Source organism: Streptomyces manipurensis, from assembly GCF_049570255.1.
Lineage (GTDB): Bacteria > Actinomycetota > Actinomycetes > Streptomycetales > Streptomycetaceae > Streptomyces > Streptomyces manipurensis.
Genome location: NZ_CP186950.1, coordinates 2,593,542 through 2,618,501, shown reverse-complemented (window position 1 = coordinate 2,618,501; position 24,960 = coordinate 2,593,542). Strand labels below are relative to the sequence as shown.

The 24,960-nt window shown below is 73.7% G+C and carries 17 protein-coding genes; 8 read left to right on the top strand and 9 right to left on the bottom strand.

The features are described 5' to 3' along the window. Window positions 1-100: 100 nt before the first annotated feature. The 4 genes from ACPU2J_RS12020 to ACPU2J_RS12005 all read right to left on the bottom strand — a co-directional run bounded on the left by ACPU2J_RS12020 (window position 101) and on the right by ACPU2J_RS12005 (window position 5,069). Window positions 101-1,081, bottom strand: a complete 981-nt coding sequence (locus tag ACPU2J_RS12020) for an N-acetylglucosamine kinase (RefSeq protein ID WP_423833224.1) — start codon at window positions 1,079-1,081, stop codon at window positions 101-103. Then, window positions 1,078-2,352, bottom strand: coding sequence for a 6-phospho-beta-glucosidase (locus tag ACPU2J_RS12015; protein ID WP_420080781.1), 1,275 nt, complete (start codon window positions 2,350-2,352; stop codon window positions 1,078-1,080). The genes ACPU2J_RS12020 and ACPU2J_RS12015 overlap by 4 nt, the downstream gene beginning before the upstream one ends. 117 nt (window positions 2,353-2,469) lie before the next feature. Next, window positions 2,470-3,702 carry an ROK family transcriptional regulator gene (locus tag ACPU2J_RS12010; RefSeq protein WP_423834954.1) on the bottom strand — a complete coding sequence of 411 codons (1,233 nt, stop codon included), beginning with the start codon at window positions 3,700-3,702 and terminating at the stop codon, window positions 2,470-2,472. Window positions 3,703-3,971: 269 nt separating this feature from the next. Continuing rightward, window positions 3,972-5,069: a mechanosensitive ion channel family protein gene (locus ACPU2J_RS12005; RefSeq protein ID WP_420080782.1), complete on the bottom strand. Its 1,098-nt coding sequence runs from the start codon at window positions 5,067-5,069 to the stop codon at window positions 3,972-3,974. 268 nt (window positions 5,070-5,337) lie between these two features. Here ACPU2J_RS12005 and ACPU2J_RS12000 point away from each other — a divergent pair, with 268 nt between their 5' ends. Continuing rightward, entirely contained in the window at window positions 5,338-5,880 is a 543-nt protein-coding gene (locus ACPU2J_RS12000; protein ID WP_420080783.1) for an HNH endonuclease, read from the top strand. A 51-nt stretch (window positions 5,881-5,931) separates the two neighbouring features. Here ACPU2J_RS12000 and ACPU2J_RS11995 read toward each other — a convergent pair whose 3' ends face one another. Next, window positions 5,932-8,919 (bottom strand): beta-N-acetylglucosaminidase domain-containing protein, encoded by a 2,988-nt coding sequence (locus ACPU2J_RS11995; protein WP_423833223.1) that lies wholly within the window; start codon window positions 8,917-8,919, stop codon window positions 5,932-5,934. Window positions 8,920-9,160: 241 nt separating this feature from the next. Between ACPU2J_RS11995 and ACPU2J_RS11990 the strand changes: the two genes are divergently transcribed. Both ACPU2J_RS11990 and ACPU2J_RS11985 read left to right on the top strand, forming a co-directional pair. Next, a complete protein-coding gene (locus ACPU2J_RS11990; RefSeq protein WP_420080785.1) occupies window positions 9,161-11,167 on the top strand; it encodes a 4-alpha-glucanotransferase in 2,007 nt (668 codons plus the stop codon). Window positions 11,168-11,187: 20 nt separating this feature from the next. After that, window positions 11,188-11,430 (top strand): hypothetical protein, encoded by a 243-nt coding sequence (locus ACPU2J_RS11985; RefSeq protein WP_361592131.1) that lies wholly within the window; start codon window positions 11,188-11,190, stop codon window positions 11,428-11,430. Between the two features lie 168 nt (window positions 11,431-11,598). Here the strand turns inward: ACPU2J_RS11985 and ACPU2J_RS11980 are convergent, their stop codons facing one another. Then, the gene (locus ACPU2J_RS11980; RefSeq protein WP_420080786.1) at window positions 11,599-12,090 is read right to left on the bottom strand and encodes a MarR family winged helix-turn-helix transcriptional regulator; all 492 of its coding nucleotides are present in this window, start codon (window positions 12,088-12,090) and stop codon (window positions 11,599-11,601) included. Between the two features lie 171 nt (window positions 12,091-12,261). On the opposite strand from ACPU2J_RS11980, the gene ACPU2J_RS11975 reads away from it, so the two are divergent. Genes ACPU2J_RS11975 through ACPU2J_RS11965 form a run of 3 tightly spaced genes read left to right on the top strand, consistent with a single transcriptional unit; the run spans window position 12,262 to window position 15,074 of the window. Beyond that, window positions 12,262-13,194 (top strand): EamA family transporter, encoded by a 933-nt coding sequence (locus tag ACPU2J_RS11975; RefSeq protein ID WP_420080787.1) that lies wholly within the window; start codon window positions 12,262-12,264, stop codon window positions 13,192-13,194. Window positions 13,195-13,243: 49 nt separating this feature from the next. Then, window positions 13,244-14,164 carry a DMT family transporter gene (locus ACPU2J_RS11970; RefSeq protein WP_420082438.1) on the top strand — a complete coding sequence of 307 codons (921 nt, stop codon included), beginning with the start codon at window positions 13,244-13,246 and terminating at the stop codon, window positions 14,162-14,164. 10 nt (window positions 14,165-14,174) lie between these two features. After that, window positions 14,175-15,074, top strand: coding sequence for a LysR family transcriptional regulator (locus tag ACPU2J_RS11965; protein WP_420080788.1), 900 nt, complete (start codon window positions 14,175-14,177; stop codon window positions 15,072-15,074). A gap of 130 nt (window positions 15,075-15,204) precedes the next feature. Here ACPU2J_RS11965 and pepN read toward each other — a convergent pair whose 3' ends face one another. After that, window positions 15,205-17,787, bottom strand: a complete 2,583-nt coding sequence (pepN, locus tag ACPU2J_RS11960; protein WP_420080789.1) for an aminopeptidase N — start codon at window positions 17,785-17,787, stop codon at window positions 15,205-15,207. Window positions 17,788-17,940: 153 nt separating this feature from the next. Between pepN and ACPU2J_RS11955 the strand changes: the two genes are divergently transcribed. Beyond that, entirely contained in the window at window positions 17,941-18,465 is a 525-nt protein-coding gene (locus tag ACPU2J_RS11955; protein ID WP_423833222.1) for a DUF1203 domain-containing protein, read from the top strand. Window positions 18,466-18,519: 54 nt separating this feature from the next. On the opposite strand, the gene ACPU2J_RS11950 is transcribed toward ACPU2J_RS11955, so the two are convergent. Then, entirely contained in the window at window positions 18,520-19,548 is a 1,029-nt protein-coding gene (locus ACPU2J_RS11950; protein ID WP_420080791.1) for an aspartate-semialdehyde dehydrogenase, read from the bottom strand. 260 nt (window positions 19,549-19,808) lie between these two features. Here ACPU2J_RS11950 and ACPU2J_RS11945 point away from each other — a divergent pair, with 260 nt between their 5' ends. Beyond that, on the top strand, window positions 19,809-21,305 hold the full coding sequence (locus tag ACPU2J_RS11945) for a M28 family metallopeptidase (protein WP_423833221.1): 1,497 nt from the start codon (window positions 19,809-19,811) through the stop codon (window positions 21,303-21,305). A gap of 73 nt (window positions 21,306-21,378) precedes the next feature. Here the strand turns inward: ACPU2J_RS11945 and ACPU2J_RS11940 are convergent, their stop codons facing one another. Then, window positions 21,379-24,702 (bottom strand): S8 family serine peptidase, encoded by a 3,324-nt coding sequence (locus ACPU2J_RS11940; RefSeq protein ID WP_423833220.1) that lies wholly within the window; start codon window positions 24,700-24,702, stop codon window positions 21,379-21,381. Window positions 24,703-24,960 lie beyond the last annotated feature (258 nt).

Here is a 24,960-nt window from a genome sequence, read left to right as displayed (position 1 = left end):
GGGGCGCTTCGCCCCCGGTGGGTGCCCCTCGTCACCCCCTCACCGTCAATACGTCCGTCCCGCCGCCACGGTTCCAGACCGGGCGGCTTCCGGGGCGGTTTCACCCGAACAGGGCACGGACTTTCTCGTGGGCGGCGGCCGGAGCGCGCAGGGCGTCCAGTCCGAGCAACGCCGCGCCCAGCACCGGAGGAGCGGTGACCACGGTGATCCGGGCGCGCGGTGCGCGTTCCGCGAGCCCTCCGGCGATCCGCTCGTCGAGCCGGGTGTGGCCGGCCGCCAGCACCCCGCCGCCGAGCACCACCGGGACCTCCTCGCCGAGCAGGCCGAGCCGGCCCAGCGCCACCGCGGCCATGGCCACCACCTCGTCCGCCTGCCGGTCCACCAGACGTTGCGCCACCGGGTCCCCGGCCGCGGCCACCGCGAACAGCACCGGGGTCAGTTCGTGCCGTCGCGGCGCCGGGAGCGGGCCCAGGTGGAAGGCCTCGATCAGCGCGCCCATCGACGCGTGCCCGAAGTGCGCGGGCAGCGCCCGGGCCAGCTCCGTGGGTTCGCCCCGCCCGTCCTCCGCGCGGGCCGCCCACCACATGGCCTCCTCGGCCAGCCCGCCCCCGCCGCCCCAGTCGCCGGACATCCGCCCGACCGCGGGGAAGCGTGCGGTGCGCCCGTCCGGGGTCATCCCGGCGCAGTTGATGCCTGCCCCGCACACCACCGCCACCCCGCGCGGCGCGGCGCCCGAGGGGAGTCCCGCCCGCAGCAGCGCGAAGGTGTCGTTGTGGACGGCGGTCTCGCGGGCCCAGCCGCGCCGCCGGATCTCGTCCGCCAGCTCCCGTTCCTCCGCGGGGAAGTCGGCATTGGCGAGACAGGCCGACACCCGCTGCGCCCGGGGCCCGGGCCGGCCGGGGTCCAGCCCGGCGTCGGTCATCGCCGCGGCGAGCACGTCGACGGCCGCGGGCACTCCCGTCCGGGACGGCTGGAAGCCCCCGGCCCGCCCGGTGGCCAGGACGGTCCCGTCGGGGGCGACGAGGGCGACGTCGGTCTTGGTGTTGCCCGCGTCCACGGCCAGGACCGGGCCCGTGCTCATGCCCACGGCAGGTGCTCCTTGTTGTGCGCGAGCAGCCGGTCCGTCAGCGCCTCGGCCAGGTCGAACTGGCCGACCAGCGGGTGCGCCAGCAGCGCTTTGAAGACCCGCTCGCGCCCGCCGCGCAGGGCCGCGTCCAGGGCGAGGTCCTCGTACGCCGTCACGTGGGAGACCAGTCCGGCGAACAGCGGGTCCAGCCGCGGGACGGGCAGCGGCACCGGCCGGGAACCGCCGGTCCCGCGGACCCGCGCCTGGACCTCGACGACCGCGTCGTCCGGGAGGAAGGGCAGGGTGCCGTTGTTGTACGTGTTGACCACCTGGACGGCCGGTCCGCCGTCGCCCAGCAGGGCGGCCGCCAGGTCCACGGCCGCCTCGGAGTAGAAGGCACCGCCGCGCTTCGCCAGCAGCGCCGGCTTCTCGTCGAGCGCGGGGTCCGCGTACAGGCCGAGGAGTTCCCGCTCCATCGCGGCGACCTCGGCGGCCCGCGAGGGCTTGGTGCCCAGTTCCCGTACGACCTCGTCGTGGGAGTAGAAGTAGCGCAGGTAGTACGACGGGACGGCGCCGAGCCGGTCCAGGACGGCCCGGGGCAGGCGCAGTTCCGCGGCGACGGTGTCGCCGTGGGCGGCGAGCAGGTCCGGCAGCAGGTCCGCGCCGTCCGGGCCGCCGCGGCGCACGCCCAGTTCCCAGGTGAGGTGGTTGAGGCCGACGTGGTCCAGGTGGACCTCGGCGGGCGGGAGGCCGAGCAGGGCCGCGAACTTGCGCTGGAGGCCGATGGCGACGTTGCACAGGCCGACCGCCCGGTGCCCGGCGTTCAGCAGGGCCCGGGTGACGATCCCGACGGGGTTGGTGAAGTCGATGATCCAGGCGTCGGGGGCGGCCCGCCGGACCCGTTCGGCGATGTCGAGGACCACCGGGACGGTGCGCAGGGCCTTCGCGAGACCGCCGGCGCCGGTGGTCTCCTGCCCGACGCAGCCGCACTCCAGCGGCCAGGTCTCGTCCCGGAGGCGGGCGGCCTGGCCGCCGACGCGCAGCTGGAGGAGGACGGCGTCGGCTCCGGCGACGCCCGCGGTGAGGTCGGAGGTGGTGGTGACCCGGGCCGGGTGGTCCTGCCGGGCGAGGATCCGCCGGGCCAGGGCGCCGACCGGCTCCAGCCGGTCGGCGGCGGGGTCGATCAGCACCAGCTCGGTGACGGGCAGGGTGTCGCGCAGCCGCGCGAAACCGTCGACCAGTTCGGGGGTGTAGGTGGAACCGCCGCCCACCACTGCGAGTTTCATCGTCGTCAGCCTCTCACTCCGGTCGGGGTGGCGCCCTCGGCGCGCGCTGTCGGGGCGCCGCCCCGGACGGTCAACAGGGGGCCGTGACCGGCGCGGTCGCGGCCGTGGTCGGGGCGTTCAGCGGGAGGTGTCGAAGACCTCGTCGCGGGTGGCGGCGAGCGCGCTCTCCAGGGCGCCGCGCAGCACGGGGTCCTCCAGCACCTCTGCGGGCAGCAGTCGCGGCCGGGACGGGGCGAGTTCGGCCAGTTCGGCGTCGAGCAGCGTGCGCAGCACCTCGCCGCCCGCGCCGGTCACGGCTCCCGCCAGGACCACGACCTCGGGGTCGAGCACGGCGACGAGCGAGGCGAGGCCGGTGGCCAGCGCGGTGGCGTACGTGCGCAGGAGGCGCAGGTTCGCCCCCTCGGGCTCCGCCGCGGCCCGGGCCAGCAGTGCGACGGCCGCGCCGACGTCGGGGTCCCGCGTACCGCCGAACGGGCCGCCGTCACCGCCGCCGTGGTCATCGCCCGCACGGCCCCGGCGCGCGTGACCGCGGGCCGCTCCGCCGGTCCCCGCGCCCGGTTCGGCGGCGAGCCGGGACAGGGCGCCCACGCCGGCCAGCTGCTGGTAGCCGCCCGCGTTGGCGCGGGTGACGTGCCGCACCAGCGGGCGTCCCGGGACCGGCAGGAAGCCGACCTCGCCCGCGCCTCCGGTCCAGCCGCGGTGCAGCCGGCCGCCGAGCACCAGCGCCGCGCCGAGGCCCTCCTCGTTCCACAGCAGGACGAAGTCCTCGTGGCCGCGGGCGGCGCCCAGGCGCTGTTCGGCGACGGCGACCAGGTTGACGTCGTTCTCGTGGGCGACGGGCACCGGCAGGGCCGCCGCCATGTCGTCGAGGAGGGTGGGGGAGTGCCAGCCCGGGAGGTGGCTCGCGTAGCGCAGCCGGCCGGTGCGGGGGTCGAAGGCGCCGGGGGTGCCGATGACGACCCGGTGCAGGTCGGTGAGGCCCTGTCCGGCGGCCTCGGCGGCCCCGCCGAGGGCCTCGGTCACCTGGCCGACGGCCGACGCGCCCTCCGTGTACGGGACCTCGTGCGAGGCGACCACGGTGCCGGTCAGGTCGGCGACGGCCGCCCGGACGCGGTGCGGGGTGACGTCCACGCCGCCGGCGTACGCGGCGCGCGGGTTGACCGCGTACAGCTGGGCGTTGGGGCCGGGCCGGCCGCCGTCGGTGCCGGTGGCGACGACGAGTCCGGCGCCCTCCAGCCGGGCGAGCAGCTGGGAGGCGGTCGGCTTGGACAGCCCGGTCAGCTGCCCGACGCGGGTCCGGGAGAGGGGGCCGTGCGCGAGCAGGAGGTCGAGAGCGGCCCGGTCGTTCATGGCTCGCAGCAGGCTGGGTGTTCCGGGGGTGGCGGGCACGGGGCGGCTCCCTCGCCGGCCTGGTCTCCGGCGTGCAGGTCCGGGGTGCTCCCCGGGCGTTCTCCGGGCGTGCTCCGGATCGGTCTCCGAGGCGGCGCGCCAGTTGTCAGTCAAGTTTCCTGTCGATTGTGCGGCCGTGTCAACGGCACTGCCCCGTGAGCCGGTCCCGGGGGGATCGGCTCACGGGGCAGTGGCCCGCCGGGCGGCACCTCTCGGTGCCGCCCCGATGTCTACTTGGTGATCCGCGGACCGGCCGGCGGCGGGATCGGGGCGGTGGCCAGCGCCTGCGGCGAGGCCGGGTTGGCCATGGCCGACGGCGGGGCGACGGCGGCCGACGGGTCGGCCGCGGCCTCCTCGTCCTCCTCCCCGACCGGCGGGCCGCCGATGATCCGGATGCCCGCCGCGTCGAAGGCGTCCTTGATGCGCCAGCGCAGTTCCCGCTCCACCGCGAACTGCTGACCCGGCATCGTCTTCGCGGACACCTTCACCGTCATCGAGGACAGCAGCACCTCGTCCAGGCCCAGCACCTCCACCGGACCCCACAGGCGCTCGTCCCACGGGGACTCCTTGGCCAGCCCGTCGGCGACCTGCTGGACCACCTCGCGGATCTTCGTCAGGCTCTCCGTGGGCCGGACCTGGACGTCCACGCCGGCGGTCGCCCAGCCCTGGCTGAGGTTGCCGATCCGCTTGATCTCGCCGTTGCGCACGTACCAGATCTCGCCGTTGTCCCCGCGGAGCTTGGTCACCCGCAGGCCGACCTCGATGACCTCGCCGGAGGCCACGCCCGCGTCGATCTTGTCGCCGACCCCGTACTGGTCCTCCATGATCATGAAGACGCCGGAGAGGAAGTCCGTCACCAGGTTGCGGGCACCGAAACCGATGGCCACACCGGCCACACCGGCACTCGCCAGCAGCGGCGCCAGATCGATCTTCAGCGCGGCGAGGACCATGAGCGCGGCCGTGCCGAGGATCAGGAACGACGCCACCGAGCGCAGGACCGAACCGATCGCCTCCGACCGCTGGCGCCGCCGCTCGGCGTTGACCAGGAGCCCGCCCAGCGCCGTGCCCTCGACCGCCTCGGCACTGGTGTTCATCCGGTGTATGAGCTTGGTGAGCGCCTTGCGGACCGCCGAGCGGATCACGGCCGCTATCACGACGATCAGCAGGATCCGCAGACCGATGCTCAGCCAGGTGGCCCAGTTCTGCTCGATGAAGCTCGCGGCCTCGGTGACGCTCGCCTGCGCCTCCTTGACCGAAGCGGGCGCGTCCGGAACTTCGGCTGCCGTCGGCAGCAGAGCGGCGGGCCAGGGCACGAGAGGAACCTCCATGTGTAGCGGTCTGCCCGCCGGAGCTTCCCCCGGACCGGGTCCGGATCGGGTGGTGCGGGCAGACCATCCACACTAACGGGGCATTCCCTTCACCTCGGCGCAGTGTTCGAGGGAGAGACCAGACTCACCCGGGGATGACTGGGTGTGGTCGAAAACACCACGAGCCCGTTACGGGCGCGTGGTGGCGCTTCGACCAGCCGTAAGGAGAGACTGAAGGCAGATCGTCCCGGCGCGAGCCACGCGCCGCCGGCGTACAAGGAGGCAGTCCGTGCCGCACGTCCTGGTCCTCAACGCGTCGTACGAGCCCCTCGGCGTCGTACCGCTCCGCCGCGCGCTCGTCCTCGTCCTGGAGAACAAAGCGGTCTCCCTGGAGGAATCCGGCGCCTACCTGCACAGCGCGACGAGGGTCGTCCCCGCTCCCAGCGTGGTACGGCTCAAGCGCTTCGTGCGGGTCCCCTACCGGGGGCCCGTTCCACTCACCCGGCGCGCCCTGTTCGCACGGGACGGCGGCCGCTGCATGTACTGCGGCGCCGTCGCCACCAGCGTCGACCACGTCATCCCGCGCAGCCGGGGCGGCCTGCACGTCTGGGACAACGTCGTCGCCGCGTGCCGCCGCTGCAACCACGTCAAGGCCGACCGGCACCTGGTGGACCTCGGCTGGCACCTGCGCCACCAGCCCGCCCCGCCGTCCGGCCTGGCCTGGCGGATCATCGGCACCGGCCACCGGGACCCCAGGTGGATGCCCTACCTCCAGCCGTACGGGGCCGACGACGCGCTGGAACGGATCGGGGTCGGCGTCGCGGCGTCCTGAGGCGCGGCCGGGCGGTGGCGGACCGCCCGGCCCCGATGTCCCTCCCCGCGGCTACGGGGTGACCGCGTAGGCCTCCGCCGACCACAGCGAACACCCGAACTTCGTCGCCCGGCGCTCGCACGTCACCCTGAGGAACCGGGCGTCCGCGGCGTCCAGCCGGAGCGACTCGTGGCCGCCCCGGGAGTCCGTCACGGCCGCCGCCGGGACCCAGTTCGTCCCGTCGGCGGAGGTCTCCACCCGGTACGCCGAGGGGTGGGCGTCCTGCCAGTGGAGCTCCAGGCGGCCTATCCGCGCCGGGGCGGTCAGCTGAGCCTGCCACCACGCGCCGTCCACCGGCGGCGAGGACCAGCGGGTGGCCGGGGAACCGTCCACGGCCGCCGCGGCCGGGAAGCCGGAGGTCTCGTCCGCGGAGGAACTCGCCCGGGCGGTCCGCAGCAGGTCCGGCCCGCCGGTACGGGCCACCGCCCGCACCGTCAGCGTGCGCGTCTCCCCGCCGAAGACCACCGGGACCTGGTAGCTGCCCGGCGCCGTGGACCCCGCGACGACGACCTCGAACGGGATGGACACCTGGCCTCCGCGCGGAGCCACCGCGGACTGCGGCAGCCGGACCTCTATGCCCGCCGGGGGCTGCGCCGAGAGCGGGCCGCGCACCTCGGCGGAGCCCAGGGCCGACAGCTGCGCCGAGACCCGCCGGGGGGCACCGCCGATCTCCGCGTCCGCCGTGCCGCCGTCCGCGAGCTCGAACCGGGACGTCGGCCCGTCCCCGATCCACGGGACCAGCTTGTGGACGACCGGTGCCGTCCCGGCCCAGCTCAGGCGTACCGCGTCGGCGGTCAGCCCGGCCGTGTCCGCCTGCGTCCAGCCCGACGCCGCCGCGTCGGCGACCTTGCGCCAGTCGCCGCCCGGTACGTGGGCCTCCACCACGGCGCCCCGCACGCCCGCCGGGAGCGGGTCGGTCATCAGGGTCACCGCCGACACCGGCCGGGCGGTGCCGAGCTGCACCGTCCAGGACTGCGCGTCCTTCGCGACCGTGCCCGTGGCGCGGGTGGCGCCCGTCCAGGCGTCGGCCTCCGCGGCGGCCTTCTCCAGGAAGGGGTCCAGGACGGCCTTGTCCACCTGGGCCGGACCCGGTTCGGCGAGCGCCTTGCGGGCCTCGGCCAGCGACCGGGAGGCCTGCCAGGCCGCCGTCCCGTCGCCGCGGGCCTGGGCCTGGAGGACGTCGACGGCCAGTTCGCCGGCCGTTCCGTAGCGCGAGAGCCGCTCCAGCCAGGGCCCCGCCTCGCCCTTGAGCGACGGCAGCCGGGCGGGGGACTCCCGCAGCACGGTGAAGGCCTTGCGCAGCTCCGCCCCGGCCGCCGGATCGCCCGCGGCCCGGGCCTTCCAGAACTGCTCGACCAGCGGCTTGAGGTAGGCGGACTCCTCCTGCTTGAGCCCCGACGAGGTGGTGTTCCCCGCCAGCGCGGCCACCGCCTCGCGGGCCTTGGGGTCGGGGCCCGCGAGGTCGCGCACGGCCGCCGCCCAGGACTCGCCGGCACGGTAGCCGCGGGGGTTCCACGCGAAGTCGGCCGCGGTGAACAGCGGGATGCGCGACAGGGTGCCCTGCGGCATCGCGTTGGCCAGCAGCGCCGCGGAGCCGCCCGCGACCGCCGGTTCGCGGCCCGCGTACGGGCCGAGGAAGATCCGGCCCGGATCCCAGTCGTTGACCGGGTAGTTGTCCATGGTGATCAGCGGGTGCTGCCCCATGGCCGAGCGGGCACCGGCCAGTTCCTTGCCGGTGATCGTGCGGGGCACCACGCCCACGCCGGTCCAGGCCAGTTCCACCCGCTTGTCCAGCTTGCGCGCCAGCGCCGTGCGGTAGGCGGTGGCGCCCTCCTGGTAGAACTCCGTCGGCAGCAGGGACAGCGCGGCCGCCCCCGGGTGGCGGGCCGCGAGGTGCGCGGCCAGTTCCCCCGCGACCTCGGCGTGCGCCTTCGCGGCGGCCTCCGGACCCTTGCCGAAGCGCTCCCGGTCCGCGGTGCAGCCCCATTCGGTGTAGCTGACGTCCTGGAACTGCACCTGGAAGGCGCGGAAGCCGAGGTCCCACATCGCGTCCAGCTTGCGGGCCAGGGCGGCCCGGTCGGCCGACGAGGACAGGCACATGGACTGGCCGGGGGTCACCGCCCAGCCCAGGACCACCCGGTTCGCGCGGGCCCGTTCGGCCAGCGCCCGGAACTCCTCCTGCCGCTCGGCCGGGTACGCGTCGCGCCAGGCCGTCGTCCGGTACGGGTCGTCGCCCGGGGCGAGCAGCAGCCGGTTCTGCTTGGTGCGGCCCATGAAGTCCAGCTGGGCCAGGCGCTGCTCCCGGGTCCACGGCTGCCCGTAGAACCCCTCGGTGATCCCGCGCACCGGTGCGGCCGGCCAGTCGCGTATGACCACACCGGGCACCTTCCCGCGGCCGGCGGCGAGCAGCTGACGCAGCGTCTGCGCCGCGTGGAACAGCCCGGAATCGCCCACACCGGCCAGGGCGACCGTCTCGCGGCCGCCCGCGGGCCGGCCCACGGCCAGCCGGTACCCCCCGTCGGGGAGGTCGCCGGCCGCGGTCGCGCCCAGCGCGAGCAGGGCCTCCTGGGCCCCCGTGTCCTGGAGGCGTACGACCGTGCCCCGCGCGGGCAGCGGCGCACCGGGCGCCGGCTCGTGCAGGGTCCGTACGCCCGCCGAGCGCAGTGCGGCCCGGACCGCCTGGACGGCGTAGGGGTCGGCGTCCGCCGGGGCGAGCAGCACGGCTTCGCCGCCGAGCGGTACCTCGCGGGCCGGATCGGCGACCTCGGACTGCGGGCGGGGCCATACGGCGGGGCCGTCGGCGGGGGCGCGGTGGATCTCCGCGCCCGGGTCGAGCACGGGGCCGGGCAGGCCGGAAGGGGCGGGTTCGCGCGCCGGGGAGGCCGGCGCGGCGGGCGCCGCGAAGATTCCGGGCGGTGCGGCGGACACGGCGCCGCCGAGCAGCGTCCCGACCACCACGGCGGCGGCCGCCACCGACCGTTTCCTGCCCCTGAGCTGCACAGAACCTCCTCGTCCCGAGACGTCCCCCACTCGTACGAATGAGCCCGAGCCCACCACCCGTGCGGCTGGAGTGTCAATGCGGGTGGGTGATCTGTACCGGATATGCCAGGAATGCGGTGCCTCCGAGTGGGTATGGCTGCGGTGTTCCCCGGCGGCGTCCCGCCCTGGTGCTCCACGCTTCTGACCCACCCTCACCACCGCGCGCCCGCACGCACGAAGCACGAAGAAGGAGCAGCCCACGATGGACGACCTGGCCCGGCTCGCCGCCCTGCACGGCATCGCGACCGTCCACCAGCCCGCCCCGGACGTCACCGTCCCGGTGCCCGAGGCGACGGTCAGAACCGTTCTCGGTCTGCTCGGCGTCGCTGCGGGCACGCCCGAGGAGGTGCGCGGATCGGCCGACCTGGCCGAGCGGCTGCGGGCCGAGCGGCTGTTGCCGCCGACCGTCGTGCACTGGCAGGGCGGAGGCGCCCCGCCCGCCCGGCCGCCGGCCCTGGCCGCGCTGCCCTCCTGCACCCGGGTCCGCGTCGTCCTGGAGGAGACCGGGGAGTGCGTGTCGTGGAGCGGGACGCTGCCCCTCGGGGTCCACCGGATCACCGCCGAGGCGCCGGACGGCCGGACGGGCGAGGCCACCCTGGTCGTCGCCCCGGACCGGGCCCCCGCCGCCCCGGCGCGCACCCACGGGCTGCTCGTCCAGCTCTACTCCCTGCTCTCCGAACGCTCCTGGGGCATGGGCGACCTCGGTGACCTCGCGGAGCTCGCCCGCTGGGCCGGGCTCACCCACGGCGCCGGATTCATCCAGGTCAACCCGCTGCACGCGGCCGTGCCCGGGGCCCCGACCGACCCCTCCCCCTACCGCCCCTCCTCGCGCCGCTTCCCCGATCCCGTCCACCTGCGCGTGGAGGACGTCCCGGAGTACGCCGACTGCACCGAGCGCGAGGCCCTCGACGCCCTGGCCGACCGGGGCGCCGCCCTGCGCCGCGAGGTGCTGGAGAAGGGCGCCCTGATCGACCGCGACGCCGTCTGGGAGCTCAAGCGCCGGGCGCTCGAGCTGCTGTACGCCGTCCCGCGGACCCCCGAACGGGAGGCGGACTACGCGCGGTTCCGCAGCCGCCAGGGCGCCGCGCTGGACGACCACGCCGTCTGGTGCGCGGCGGCGGGCGGCGAGGACCCGCGGGAGCGGGCGGACTTCCACCGCTGGCTGGTCTGGCTGACGGACGGCCAGCTCGCCGCGGCACAGCGGGCCGCGCGCGGGGCCGGCATGTCCGTCGGCATCGTGCACGACCTGGCCGTCGGGGTGCACCCCGCCGGTTCCGACGCGCTGACCGGCTCCTTCCACGCCCGCGACACCTCGGTCGGGGCGCCGCCGGACGCCTTCAACGCGCGCGGCCAGGACTGGGGGCTGCCGCCGTGGCGCCCGGACCGGCTCGCCGCCACCGGCTACGAGCCGCTGCGCTCCCTGCTGCGCGCGGTGTTCGGGTACGCGGGCGCGCTGCGCATCGACCACGTCATGGGGCTGTTCCGGCTGTGGTGGATCCCGGAGGGCACGCCGCCCGCGGAGGGCACGTACGTCTCGTACGACGGCGAGGCGATGCTCGCGGTCCTCGTGCTGGAGGCGCACCGGGCCGGTGCCCTGGTCATCGGCGAGGACCTCGGGACGGTGGAGCCGCACGTGCGCCGGGAACTGGCCCGGCGCGGGGTGCTCGGCACGTCGGTGCTGTGGTTCGAGCGGGACTGGGACGGCGGCGGGGGGCCGCTGGAGCCGGGGGAGTGGCGGGCCGACTGCCTGGCCACGGTCACCACCCACGACCTGCCGCCCACGGCCGCGAAGCTCGCGGGCGGCCATGTGGAACTGCGCGACAGGCTGGGCCTGCTGACCCGGCCGGCCGAGCGGGAGCGGGCCGAGGACGCCGCCGACACCGCCGAGTGGCTCGCGCTCCTGGACGGGCTCGGGCTCGACACCAAGGGCGAGGAGGCGGCCGTGCAGGCCCTGTACGCCTTCCTGCTGCGCACGCCGGCCCGGATGGTCGGCCTCTGGCTGCCGGACGCGGTGGGGGACCGGCGGCCGCAGAACCTGCCGGGCACCTGGGACCAGTACCCGAACTGGCGGCTGCCGGTGGCCGACGGTGCGGGGCGCCCGCTGTCGCTGGAGGACCTGATGGCGTCGCCGCGGGCGAACGCACTGCTCAGCGCCGTGCGGGAGGCGGAGGGTCCCCGTACGGCACCCCCGGGCGCGCGCGGCGTTTAGGTGTTCGCTACGTTTGCACCGTGGACAAGAAGAACGCTCTGCGCGCCGGCGCCGTCTCGGCCGGAACGACGCTGATGATGCTGCTGATGACGTCTCCCGCCCTCGCGCTGACCCGCGACGACGGCGACGACCCGGGCCCGGGCCTGAGCATCGGTGAGACGCTCGGTCTGTTCGTGGCCCTGCCGATCGTGATCTTCCTGGTCATCGTGGGCCTCGTGATGGTCCTCGACAAGTCCGACAGGCCGCAGAAGAAGCAGGCCTGATCCGCTGCGGCCCCGCCGGGCCGCAGCCGCACGACCTTTCCCGGGCGCCGGGGGTCCGCACTGCCGCACGTCGACGGCGGTGCGCCGACCCCCGGCGCCTCGTCATGTCCTCGGACGCCTCCGCGGCCGCCGGCCGGACACCGACCGTACGCCGGACCGGACGCCTGCTCAGACGCCGGCGAGCAGCTTGCGGAGCAGGCCGCCGAGCGTCTCGGCCTCCTCGGCGGTGAGTCCGGCGAGTGCGGCGTGCTGCACCTCCAGGCCGGCGGTGACGGCCTGGTCGACGAGCGCGAGGCCCTGCTCGGTGATCGTCACCTGGAGCCCCCGCCGGTCGTGCGGATCCGGCTTGCGGCAGAGCAGCCCGGCCTTCTCCAGCTTGTCCAGGCGCCCGGTCATGCCGCCCGTGGTGAGCATGAGCGTCGCCGAGAGCTGCCGCGGCGAGAGGGTGTACGGGGGCCCTGAACGGCGCAGGGTGGCGATGACGTCGAACTCGCCGCGCGAGATGCCGAAGCGCTGGTAGCGCTCCTCCACCGCGTCGCCCATCGCCTTGGCGATGCGGTAGATGCGGCCGAAGAGGGCCATGGGGGCCGTGTCCAGCTCGGGGCGGACGGCGAACCACTGGGCCGTGATCGCGTCGACCGCGTCCTTGTCCTCACTCATGAGCGCAGTATTCCGCTCCCTCCGGATCGTTCGCAAGAAAGTTGCTTGACCGTAAGTAGCTTAGCGGTAAGCTACTTACCGGCAATCGAGTTGGGGGAGGGCGCGTGGCCCCCGGCCGCGGCTGCCGGCCGTCCGGTCCCGTCTTCCTCAATCCGTCGAGGAGCCAGCGCCATGAAGCGCTTCACCACCGTCGTCCTGACCGCGCTCGCCCCCGTCTCCTGGGGGTCGACGTACGCCGTCGCCTCCGAACTGCTGCCGCCCGACCGGCCGCTGTTCACCGGGGTCATGCGCGCCCTGCCGGCTGGCCTGCTGCTCACGGCGCTGGCCCGCACCCTGCCCACGGGCGCCTGGTGGTGGAAGTCCGCCGTCCTCGGCACCCTCAACATCGGCGCGTTCTTCCCGCTGCTCTTCCTCTCCGCCTACCGGCTCCCCGGCGGGGTCGCGGCCGTCCTGGGCTCCGCGGGACCCCTGTTCGTCGTCGGGCTCGCCGCGCTCCTCCTCGGGGAGCGCGCGAGCCTGCGCACCGTACTGGCCGCCGTCGCGGGGGCGTTCGGCGTGAGCATGGTCGTCCTGACCGCCGACGCCGCCCTCGACCTGACAGGCGTCGTCGCCGGGGTGGTCTCCTCCGTCTCCATGGCGGCGGGCACCGTGATGACCAAGCGCTGGGGGCGCCCCGAGGGCGTCGGACCCCTGGCCGTGACCGGCTGGCAGCTCACCGCCGGCGGGCTGGTCATCATCCCCGTGGCCGCCCTCGTCGAAGGTGCCCCGCCCGCCCTCGACGGCAAGGCCCTCCTCGGCTACGGCTACATGATGCTGATCAACACCGGGATCGCCTACTGGCTCTGGTTCCGCGGCATCGGACAGCTCAGCGCCACCTCCGTCACCCTGCTCGGACCGCTCTCCCCGCTCACCGCCGCCGTCATCGGCTGGGCGGCCCTCGGCCAGGCCCTCACCCCCGTACAGCTCGTGGGCATGGGCATCGCCTTCGGTGCCACCGTCGCGGGCCAGCTGGCCGCCGCGCGCGCCGCCCGATCGTTCAGTTCTCCTGAAAAGAATGATCGGAACATTTCGATGGACCTGACCAATCAGCAGGTGCGACGGTAGTCCCCACCACACCGCACCGCACCCGAGGGGGAGACACACCGTGGCCGTCATGGACCGCGCCCGCACCGTTTCGCACGCCGAACCCGGCAGCACGGCGAAGAAGGGAGCCTCCGGGCTCGGCATCCTCCTCGCCCTCCTCGCGACGGTCGTCTGGTCCGGCAGCTTCGTCGCCACCCGAGGGATGGCCGAGACCGTGCCACCCGTCCAGGCGGTCTTCTGGCGCTGGATCATCGCGCTGCTCGCCGTGGCCCCCTTCGCCGCCCGCCAGGCCTGGCAGCAGCGGGCCCTGATCCGGCGGCACCTCGGCTTCGTCGCCCTCGCCTCGCTGTTCGGCGTCGCCCTCTACAACACGCTCGTCCACCAGGCCGGCCTGACCACCTCCGCCTCCAACATGGGCATGATCATGGCCGCCTCGCCCGTGATCATGGCGGTCTACGCCCGGATCGGCGGTGAACGCCTCGGCGCCCGGCGGACCTCCGGAATGCTCCTCGCCGCCTTCGGCGTGCTGCTCCTCGTCGGGGACGGCACGATCGGCTTCGACTTCGGCGCCGGCGACCTGTGGATGTTCGCCGCCGCCCTGTCCTTCGCCAGTTACAGCGCGCTGCTCAAGCGCAAGCCCGCCGAGCTCGGCGGACTGGCCTTCCTGATGACCACCTTCGTCCTCGGCGCCCTGATGCTGGCCCCCGCCTACGCCGTCTCCGTCACCGTCCAGGGCGGCTTCGCGGTCACCCCCGCCACGGTCGGACCCCTGCTGTACGTCGGGGTGTTCTCCTCGGCCGTCGCCTTCTTCGCCTGGAACAAGGCCGTGTCGCTCATCGGGGCGGCCCGCGCCGGCGTCGTCTACTACCTCCAGCCGGTGTGCTCGGCAGCCCTCGGCCTGCTCCTGCTGGGCGAGCCGACCGGACCGGCCCAGCTGCTCTGCATGGCGCTGATCCTCGGCGGGGTCGGGCTGGGAAGTGCCCGGCGGTAGGTTCGGGCCCATGACCGAGTGGGACATCAAGAAGCTGCGGATCCTGCGGACCCTCGCCGAACGCGGGACCGTCACCGCGACCGCCGAGGCCCTGCACATGACCCCCTCGGCCGTCTCGCAGCAGCTGACGAACCTCGCCCGGCAGCTGGGGGTGGTCCTGCTGGAGGCGCAGGGCCGGCGGGTCCGCCTCACCGACGCCGCGCAGCTCGTCCTGCGGCACGCCGAGGCGGTGTTCGCACAACTGGAACGGGCCGACGCGGAGCTGGCCGGGTACCTCGCCGGGGACGCGGGCGAAGTACGGGTCGGCGCCTTCTCCACCGCCGTCCCGGCCCTCGTCGTCCCGGCGGTGGCGCGGCTGCGCAGCGCCCACCCGGGAGTGGAGGTCCGGGTCCGCGAGACCGAGGCCGCGGAGTCCTACGAGCTGCTCTCGGCCGGGGGAGTGGACCTCGCGCTGTCCCTGGCCGCCCACGCACCGACCGCCCGGGACCGGCGCTTCACCCGGGTCACCCTGATGGAGGACCCGCTGGACGTGGCGCTCCCGCCGGGGCACCCGCTGCGGGACGCGGACGGTCTGCGGCTGGCGGACCTCTCCGGGGACCCGTGGATCTACGGGGGCAGCGGACCGTGGTCGGAGATCGCCCGGGGCGCGTGCGAGGCGGCCGGCTTCGTGCCCGAACAGGCCCATTCGGCGTCGGGCTGGACGGCGATCCTGGCCATGGTCGAGGCGGGTATGGGCGTGGCACTCGTCCCGCGGATGGTGTCGAGCCGGGCCTCGGGGGTGGTGGTGCGGGTGCTGTCACGGGACCGGCCGACCCGGCACGTGATCGCGGCGGTGCGCCGCGGTGCCGAGTCCGCTCCGGCGGTGGCCCACGTCCTCACGGCCCTGCGGACCGTCGCTGCCGCACGCTGACCACGGGGCTCCGCCCCGGACCCCGCGCCTCGAACGCCGGCGGGGCCGGATTCCCGGACCCGTGCCCTCGATCGCCGGACGGGCTGGACTTTCCAGCCCGTCCGGCGTTCGAGGACCGGGGGCGCGAGGGCTAGGCCTGCGCGGCGGCGTCGGCGGCCTGGGCCTTCAGCGCGCGCTCGACGCCCGCACGGGCCTCCGAGACCAGGCGCCGCAGGGCGGCGTTCGGCGCGGCCGAGACCAGCCAGGCGTCCGTCGCGTCCAGGGTCTCCTGCGAGACCTGGAGGGCCGGGTACAGGCCCACCGCGATCTGCTGGGCGATCTCGTGGCTGCGGGTGTCCCAGACCTCCTTGACCGCCGCGAAGTACTTCGCGGTGTACGGGGCGAGCAGCTCGCGCTGGTCGGTCTGGACGAAGCCGCCGATGACGGCCTCCTGCACCGCGTTCGGCAGGTCGCCGGACTCCACCACCGAGGCCCACGCCGCGGCCTTGGCCTCCGCCGTCGGGCGTGCGGCCCGCGCGGTCGCCGCGTGCCGCTCGCCGGCCGCGGTCGCGTCCCGCTGCAGCTCGGCGTCGATGGCCGCCTCGTCGGCGACACCCGTCGCGACGAGCCGCTCCAGGAACGCCCACCGCAGGTCGGTGTCGACGGCCAGGCCCTCGACCTCGGCCGAGCCGTCCAGCAGCGCCGACAGGTACGCCAGCTGCTCCTCGGTGCGCGCCGTGGCGGCGAAGGCCCGCGCCCACGCCAGCTGGTGGTCGCCCGCCGGCTCGGCCGCGCGCAGATGCTCCAGGGTGGCCCCGGTCCAGGCCGCCAGGCCCTGCTCGCGCCACGCCGGGTCGGCGTACAGGTCGATGGCCAGCTTGACCTGCCGGTGCAGCGACTGCACCACGCCGATGTCCGACTCCTTGCCGATGCCCGAGAGCACCAGCGAGAGGTAGTCGCGGGTGGCGAGCTCGCCGTCGCGCGTCATGTCCCAGGCCGAGGCCCAGCACAGGGCGCGCGGCAGGGACTCCGCGAAGTCGCCGATGTGCGCGGTCACGTTGGCGAGGGACTCCTCGTCCAGGCGGACCTTCGCGTAGGACAGGTCGTCGTCGTTGAGCAGCACGACCGCAGGGCGGGCGCGGCCCACGAGCTCCGGGACGGTCGTCAGCGCGCCGTCGATGTCCAGCTCGATCCGGTCGGTGCGCACGAGCGCCCCGTCCTGGAGCTCGTACAGGCCCACCGCGATGCGGTGCGGGCGCAGCGTGGACTCGCCGGTGGCGCCGGCGGGCAGGGCCGGGGCCTCCTGGCGGATGCCGAAGGCGGTGATGACGCCGTTCGCGTCGGTGCTGATCTCGGGGCGCAGCACGTTGATGCCGGCCGTCTCCAGCCACGCCTTCGACCAGGCCGTCAGGTCGCGTCCGGAGGTCTCCTCCAGGGCGCCCAGGAGGTCGGACAGGCGGGTGTTGCCGAAGGCGTGCGCCTTGAAGTAGGCCTGCACGCCCTTGAAGAAGGCGTCAGTGCCCACGTAGGCGACGAGCTGCTTGAGCACCGAGGCGCCCTTGGCGTACGTGATGCCGTCGAAGTTGACCATGACGTCGTCGAGGTCACGGATGTCGGCCATGATCGGGTGCGTGGACGGCAGCTGGTCCTGCCGGTACGCCCAGGTCTTCATGGAGTTGGCGAAGGTGGTCCACGCGTGCGGCCACTTCGAGCCCTCCGCGTACGCCTGGCAGGCGATGGAGGTGTAGGTGGCGAAGGACTCGTTCAGCCACAGGTCGTTCCACCACTCCATGGTGACGAGGTCGCCGAACCACATGTGGGCGAGCTCGTGGAGGATGGTCTCCGCGCGCACCTCGTACGCCGCGTCCGTCACCTTCGAGCGGAAGACGTACTGGTCGCGGATGGTGACCGCGCCCGCGTTCTCCATCGCGCCCGCGTTGAACTCCGGCACGAAGAGCTGGTCGTACTTGGCGAACGGGTAGTCGTAGGCGAACTTCTCCTGGAACCAGTCGAAGCCCTGCCGGGTGACGTCGAAGATCGCGTCCGCGTCGAGGAACTCGGCGAGCGAGGGACGGCAGTAGATGCCGAGCGGGACGCTCTGGCCGTCCTTGCCCTCGTAGCTGCTGTGCACCGCGTGGTAGGGGCCGACGATCAGCGCCGTGATGTACGACGAGATGCGCGGGGTCGGCTCGAAGCGCCAGACGTTGTCCTTGACGTCCGCGGGGGCGGGCGTCGGGGAGTTCGAGATGACCGTCCAGCCCTCGGGGGCCGTCACGGTGAACTGGAACGTGGCCTTCAGGTCGGGCTGCTCGAAGCTGGCGAACACCCGCCGCGCGTCCGGCACCTCGAACTGGGTGTACAGGTAGGCCTGCTCGTCGACCGGGTCGACGAAGCGGTGCAGGCCCTCACCGGTGTTGGTGTACGCGCAGTCCGCGACGACCCGCAGCTCGTTCGCGCCGGCCGCCAGGTGGTCCAGGGCGATCCGGGAGTCCCGGAAGACGGCGGCGACGTCCAGCGACCTGCCGTTGAGGACGACCTCGTGCACGGCCGGGGCGACCAGGTCGATGAAGGTCTCGGCCCCGGCCTCGGAGGACCGGAAGCGCACGGTGGTCACGGACGGGTAGGTCCCGCCCTCCTGCGCACCGCTGAGATCGAGTTCGATCTCGTACGAGTCGACGGTGAGCAGCTTCGCCCGCTGCTGAGCCTCTTCACGGGTGAGATTCGTGCCTGGCACGCGGTCATCTCCTTCGATGGTGACGTTCTGGCCCATCCTTCCACGCAGGACCGCGACCCTGCCGGGGGATATTCGCCCGCTGCGGAAGCCCTGCGCGAACGCGACGTCGGAAAGCCGCCGGACACGGCGGACGGGCGCGGGGAAGCTGTCGGTATGAAGACCGCATACCGGGCGATGCCCATCGAGGAAGCCGTGCTCAGGCAGCTCCGCGACGCCGACGACGCCGGACGCGCATGCGTCCCGTACACCGACGAGGAGGGCGGGGCGCCGCTGAGGTGCTGCCTGCGCACGAGCGCCGCCGGCGAGCGGATCGCGCTCGTCGCGTACGCGCCGCTGCGGCGCTGGGCCGCCGCCACCGGGGCCGATCCGGGCGCCTACGACGAACAGGGGCCCGTCTTCGTCCACGCCGGCGAGTGCGGCGGGCCGGCCGGGAGCGGGGCGGGGAGCGGCCCGGGGGCCGGGGGCTATCCCTTCGCACGGCCCGGCGTCCTGCGCACGCTCCGGCGCTACGACGTACGCGGGCACATCCTCGGCGGGCGGGTGCTCGCCCTCGGCGAGGATGCGGACGGCGACGTCGGGCGGGCCCTCGACGAGGCCTTCGCCGATCCGGGGACGGCCCTCGTCCACGTGCGCGCCGCCGAGTTCGGCTGCTTCCAGTTCGAGGTGCGCAGGCCCTGACACGGCGAAGGGGCGGGCGCCCTCCGGCGCCCGCCCCCGCATCGTCGGTCGGGGTCAGCCCCGCAGCTCGGCCGCCACGAGCTCCGCGATCTGCACCGCGTTCAGCGCGGCGCCCTTGCGGAGGTTGTCGTTCGACAGGAACAGCGCGAGGCCGTTGTCCACCGTCTCGTCGACGCGGATGCGGCCCACGAACGAGGCGTCCTTGCCGGCGGCCTGGAGGGGGGTCGGGATCTCGGACAGCTCCACGCCCGGGGCGTCCCGGAGGAGCTCGTAGGCCCGCTCGACGCTGATCGGACGGTCGAAGCGGACGTTGACCTGGAGGGAGTGGCCGGAGAAGACCGGCACGCGCACGCAGGTGCCGGAGACCTTCAGCTCCGGGATCTCCAGGATCTTGCGGGACTCGTTGCGGAGCTTCTGCTCCTCGTCGGTCTCGAAGGAGCCGTCGTCGACGATCGCGCCCGCGAGCGGGAGCACGTTGAAGGCGATCGGACGCTTGTAGACGCCCGGCTCGGGGAAGTCGACGGCACCGCCGTCGTGGACCAGCCCGGCGGCGCCCTCGGAGACGGCCTTGACCTGGCCGTCGAGCTCGGCGACACCGGCCAGGCCGGAGCCGGACACGGCCTGGTAGGTGGTGGCGATCAGCGCGGTCAGGCCGGCCTCCTCGTGCAGCGGGCGCAGCACGGGCATGGCGGCCATGGTGGTGCAGTTCGGGTTCGCGATGATGCCCTTGGGGCGGTTCTTGATCGCGTGCGGGTTCACCTCGGAGACCACGAGGGGGACCTCGGGGTCCTTGCGCCAGGCGGAGGAGTTGTCGATGACGACGGCGCCCTGCGAGGCGACCTTCTCGGCCAGGGCCTTGGAGGTGGCGCCGCCCGCGGAGAAGAGCACGATGTCCAGGCCGGAGTAGTCGGCGGTGGACGCGTCCTCGATGGTGATCTCCCGGCCCTCCCACTCGATCGTCGTGCCCGCGGACCGGGCCGAGGCGAACAGGCGCAGCTCGTCCACCGGGAACTTGCGCTCGGCGAGGATGCTGCGCATGACTCCGCCGACCTGACCGGTGGCTCCGACGATTCCGACCCTCACGGTGACTCCTTCTGCTCCGTACGACGCGGGCGCGCGTGAGGCCATCATGCGTTCGACCCCACGAGCCTTGTCCAATCCATTGTCCGAGGAACGGACGGTGTCCTGAATGTGAACACCGGTGACGAGTGCGTGGCGGCCGTGTTTCCTGCCCCCCGATCGGACGTTTTGCCTGGTCGGAGGCGGTTAGCGTCCGGTGCGTCACGTCCGATTTCCGGACGCGGCCGACCGAAGAACGAACCGTCCACCGGGGAGATTCCACCGTGCGCGCCATCCGCCGCCTCCGCCACCGACACCGCCGCCGGGCCATACCGGCGCTCGCCGCCCTCGCGGCCGCCGCCGTCGCCGCACCCGTCCTGCTGGCCGCCACCCCGGCGGCCGCCCACCCGCGCGAGGGCCGGCTCGCCAGGGAGCTGGTGGAGGAGGTCACCGCCAAGGGCGCGCACCGCCACCTGAAGAAGTTCCAGCAGATCGCCGACGCCAACGGCGGCAACCGCGCCGCGGGCACCCCCGGCCACGCGGCCTCCGCCGCCTACGTGCACGACACGCTGAAGAAGGCCGGGTACGACGTCTCGTACCAGGACTTCGACATTCACGAGGCGCGCACGAGGACGGAGCGGACCACCGTCCTCGGCCCGGACTCCCGCGAGCCGGCCACGGCCGCCTTCACCTTCACCCCGTCCACCCCGGCCGGCGGCCTGACCGCGCCGCTCGTGCCCGCCCGGGCCGACGAGACCCCCGGCTGCACGGCGGACGACTACCCGGCCGGCGCCTTCACGGGGAAGATCGCCCTGGTCAAGCGGGGTGCCTGCACCTTCGTGGAGAAGCAGCGTGCGGCGGCCGCGGCGGGCGCGCTCGGCATCATCGTCTACAACCACAGCGGCACCACCCCGGTCCGGGGCGGCTTCTCCTCGCCCGCCGAGGGGATCATCCCGAGCGCCGGCATCACGCTGGCCGACGGCGAGGCGCTGACCGCCGCCGCCGGGAAGGGCGAGGTGACCGTACGCCTGGACCTGGACCAGGAGCACCTGAGGAAGACCACCCGCAACGTGGTCGCCGAGACCCGGGGCGGCCGCTCCGACCGCGTGGTGACCCTCGGGGCGCACCTGGACTCGGTGCCCGAGGGCCCGGGTATCAACGACAACGGCTCCGGCTCGGCCGGTCTGCTGGAGGTGGCCGTCGAGCTGGCCGAGGAGGGCGCCAACAAGAAGGGGAAGGGGCCCGCCAACAAGGTCCGCTTCGGCTGGTGGTCGGCGGAGGAGCTGGGCCTGCTGGGCTCGGAGCACTACGTCGCGCAGCTGTCGGAGAAGCAGAAGAAGGACATCGCGCTCTACCTGAACTTCGACATGATCGCCTCGCCGAACCCGGTGCAGTTCGTCTACGACGGCGACGACTCCGACCGCACGGGCGCCGGCGCCGGCCCGGCCGGCTCGGCGCAGATCGAGGCGCTGATCAACGGCTTCCTCGACCGGAAGGGCAAGCCGCACGAGGGCAGCGACTTCGACGGCCGCTCCGACTACGGGCCGTTCATCGCGAACGGCATCCCGGCCGGCGGCACCTTCACCGGGGCCGAGGGCATCAAGACCGCCGAGCAGGCCAGGAGGTACGGCGGGACGGCCGGGGCCCCCTACGACCCGAACTACCACGGGGCCGGGGACGACCTGAGGAACGTGGACCTCAAGGTCTTCGACACCAACCTGGACGTGATCGCGCACGCGGTCGGCACCTACGCCGAGTCGCTGCGCTCCCTCGGCAGGTAGTACGGGCCGGGGAACGGCCCGAGGGGGCGGTGCTCGTCAGAGCGCCGCCCCCTCGGGTTTCCCGCGGAAGGTGCTACGGGAGGACCTTCTCGATCTGCACGCTGCCGGTGCCGGCGGCGGTGCCGCGGGCGTTGAGCAGCTGGACCTGGCCGAAGAACTGGCGGCCCTCGGGGGCGGCGCTGGTGACCAGGACGTTCGCCGAGACCTGCGCGGTGGCGCCGGTGGCGAGGTTCACCGTGGCGGCGTCGTCGACCTGGACGGAGCCCAGGGCGGCCGAGAAGAACACGTCGCGGTAGTCGTAGGTGGTGGTGCCGGCCGGGATCGCGTAGCCGATCACCTTGACGGTGTAGGTGCCCGCGGCCGGGTTCACCAGGCTCACGGCCTCCTCGGAGTCGCCGTCGGCGGCGGAGCCCACCTTGATGCCGTCCTTGTAGACCTCGAGGTCGAGGTCGGCGGCGGCGTCGGACACCTTGCCGATGGCCACGTCGAGGCGCGAGGTGCCCGCGGGCACCGCGATCTCGGTGGTGTGGGTCTCACCGTTGGCGATGGTCGGCTTGGCGACCTTCGCGGAGCCGAGCGGACCGCCGGTGAGCTTGCCGCCGGTGATGGCCGCGCCGGCGTTCTTGACGCTCCACTGGACCGGGGCCGGGGTGCCCTGCTTGACCTCGGGCAGGACCTTGACCGCGGGGTCGAAGGCCGCGCCGAGCACGGACACGTCCAGCTTGAACGGGTTGTCCAGGACCGGCGACGTACGACGGGCCTCGACCTCGATCTCCCAGACGCCCGGCGTCGGCTCGGGGTACGAGCGCACGTCGGGGCGGCAGGTGTTGGCCGGGTTGTCGTAGTTCGGGTAGCAGTTGGTCGTGGCGGTCGGGTCGACCGGCGTACCGTACGGGTGGATCGCGATGAAGCGCGTCTGGGCGCCGGCTGCGAGACCGCTGAGCGCGACCTCCAGGCTCTTGGCGCCCGGCGGCACGGTCACGAAGTACGACTTGTGGCTGTTGCGCTGCACGGAGGAGCTGTCCGACACGGCGAACGACGGCGCGGCCAGGGGGGCGGAAGCCACGACGGTCGTCAGGATCTGCTTGTCGATGCCCTCGGTGGTCTCGTCGTCCAGCTGCAGGATGCCGCTGTGGACGCCGGCCGTCTTGGCGTTGGCCTCGACCTTGATGGTGACGGGCTTGTTCAGCGGCAGGGTGACGTAGTCGTAGCCGCCGATGACCTTGAAGGTGCCGTCGTTGTTGCGCCAGCTCAGGTCGTGCCGGGTGCCGTACTTGACGCCCGTGGTGCGGGTGACGACGACGTTGTAGACCTTCTTCTGGCCGACCTTGAGGCCGCCCTCGCGGTCGTACAGGCCGGTGCCGAAGCCCGGGGTCTTCAGGAACTGGTCGATCGCGGTGTCGACCGGCGCCTTGACGGTGAACTCGTTGGCCTTGGCGTCACGCTGGATGGACTCCCAGGCGCCGTTCACGTCGATCAGACCCGAACCCTGCGCGTGCGCGGGGACGTTGTCGATCTTCTTGGCGGAGCTGGTGAGCGCGACCCGCAGGGAGGCCGGGGTCAGCTTGATGTTCGCCTGCTTCGCGGCCGAGATCAGCAGGGCGCTCGCGCCCGCCGCCTGCGGCGAGGCCATCGAGGTGCCCTGGAGCATGCCGTAACCGGCCGGCAGGGTGTAGCCCGCCTCCTTCACCGGCGCGCCGGGCAGCCAGGTCTGGATGGTGTTGATGGCCGCGCCGGGGGCGCTGATGGTCGGCGTGAAGCCACCGTCCTCACGCGGACCGCGCGAGGAGAAGGGGAACATGTTGTACTTCGTGCTCACGCCGGAGCCGTAGTTGGCGGCCCACGTCTCCTTCGAGACCGAGGCGCCCACGGAGATGACCTTGTCCGCGAGGGCCGGGTCGCCGATGGTGTTCACACCCGGGCCGGAGTTGCCGGCCGAGATGACCAGCTGGACCCCGTAGGTGTCGACGAGGTTGCGGTAGAGCTCGGCGCGGGCGTTGTTGCCGTCGTTCAGCGCCGGCAGGCCGCCGATGGACATGTTGACGATGTCCACGCCGCGGTTGACGACGAGGTCGATCATGCCCTCGGTCAGCGCGATGTTGGTGCAGCCGCCCGACCAGGAGCAGGCGCGCGAGGAGACGAGCTTGGCGCCGGGCGCCTCGCCGTTCATCTTGCCGCCGAAGAGGCTGTTGGCGGCGGTGATGCCGGCGACGTGCGTGCCGTGCTCGGACTCGATGATGCCGATGTTGACGAAGTCGGCCTTCTTGCCGACCCAGTCCCCGCCGAGCGGGTCCATCGGGACGTCCTTGCGGATCTCGATCACGAACGGGATCCGCTCGGCGACCTCGGTCGCCGGGTTGTCCGTGCCGAAGTAGCCGATCTGGTAGCCGTCCTTGTACGGCTTCATCGGCTCGTTGTTGGTGAAGTCGCCGTCCTGGTCGGTGTCGACGCGGACGGTGCCGGCGGCGGCGTCGTAGAGCATGCCGAACCGGTCGGTGGTGTCCCCGTCCCGGTTGACGTCGCCCGCCATGTCACCGGTGGCGGTGATCGACTCGCTGAAACGGCTCCACTGGAAGCTGCCCTCGGGGGCCTTCCAGCTCTGGCCGCCCGCGGTGAAGGTGCCGCCCGCGGAGGTGACCGGGGTGATCTGGGCGCGCCAGGTCCCGTCGTTGTCCGTGATCGGGTCGGTGGCCGTCACCCAGTCGACGATCTTGCGCTCGCCGGTGGTCGTCTTCTGCAGGGCCGGGTGGCCGAGGTCGACACCCGAGTCCATGATGCCGATGGTCACGCCGCGGCCGTCGGCCTGCGGGTTCTGCGCGACGAAGTCGACCGCACCGGTCTCGAAGGACGGGTTGTACGGGTTCTTCGCCGGGGTGTTCTTGTCCGGCGCCGCGTAGGTCTCGGCCGCGGTCTTCTTGACCGTGCCCGTCTCCCGGTCGGCGTCGGGACGCGGGTCCGGCAGCTGGATCTCGTGCCGCAGGTCGATGCCGTGCACGGAGGACAGCTTGGCGGCCGCCTTCAGCGCGGCCTCGGCCTTGGCCGTGGGCAGGGTGGCGCGCACGTAGCCCAGGTTGTCGTACGTGCGGCCGACGGAGGCGCCCTGCACGGCGTCGAGCTGTTCGGCCACCTGCTTGGTCTGGCCGGGGGCGGTCGCGACCATGACGGTGACGTTCGCGTCACCCTTGGCCTTGGCCTCCTGGAGCAGCTCGGCGTCGGCCGAACCGATCTTCTGGTCGGCGGACTTGACCGCCGGCGAGGTGCCCGGGGTGTCCGCGCCGGTCGCCGCGAACGCGGGCACGGCGCCGCCGGCCACGAGGGCGGCGACCAGGCCGGCCGCGGCCGCGACGCGCGCGGCGCGTCTGGTCCCGGGTATGGAGCTGGGGGATTCGAGGGTCATCAGCATCCCTGGTAAGTGAAAGATACGGTCCGGATTTCGGTGCCGGATGACCGGTCAGCTTTCCTCAAGCGACCGGTCTTTGGGGAGGGATGTCATCGACCGAGACCTGCGGTGGCGGACACTCGCCAGCGCGCCGAACACGCCAGCGCGGCCGTATCGGGACGCAGTGGTGCGAACCACCGGGGTGGAAGAGTGGATTTATCGACTTGGAGGCCGAAAGTCGGCACCGGGGCGCGGTGGCGCCCCGGTGCGGGTGTG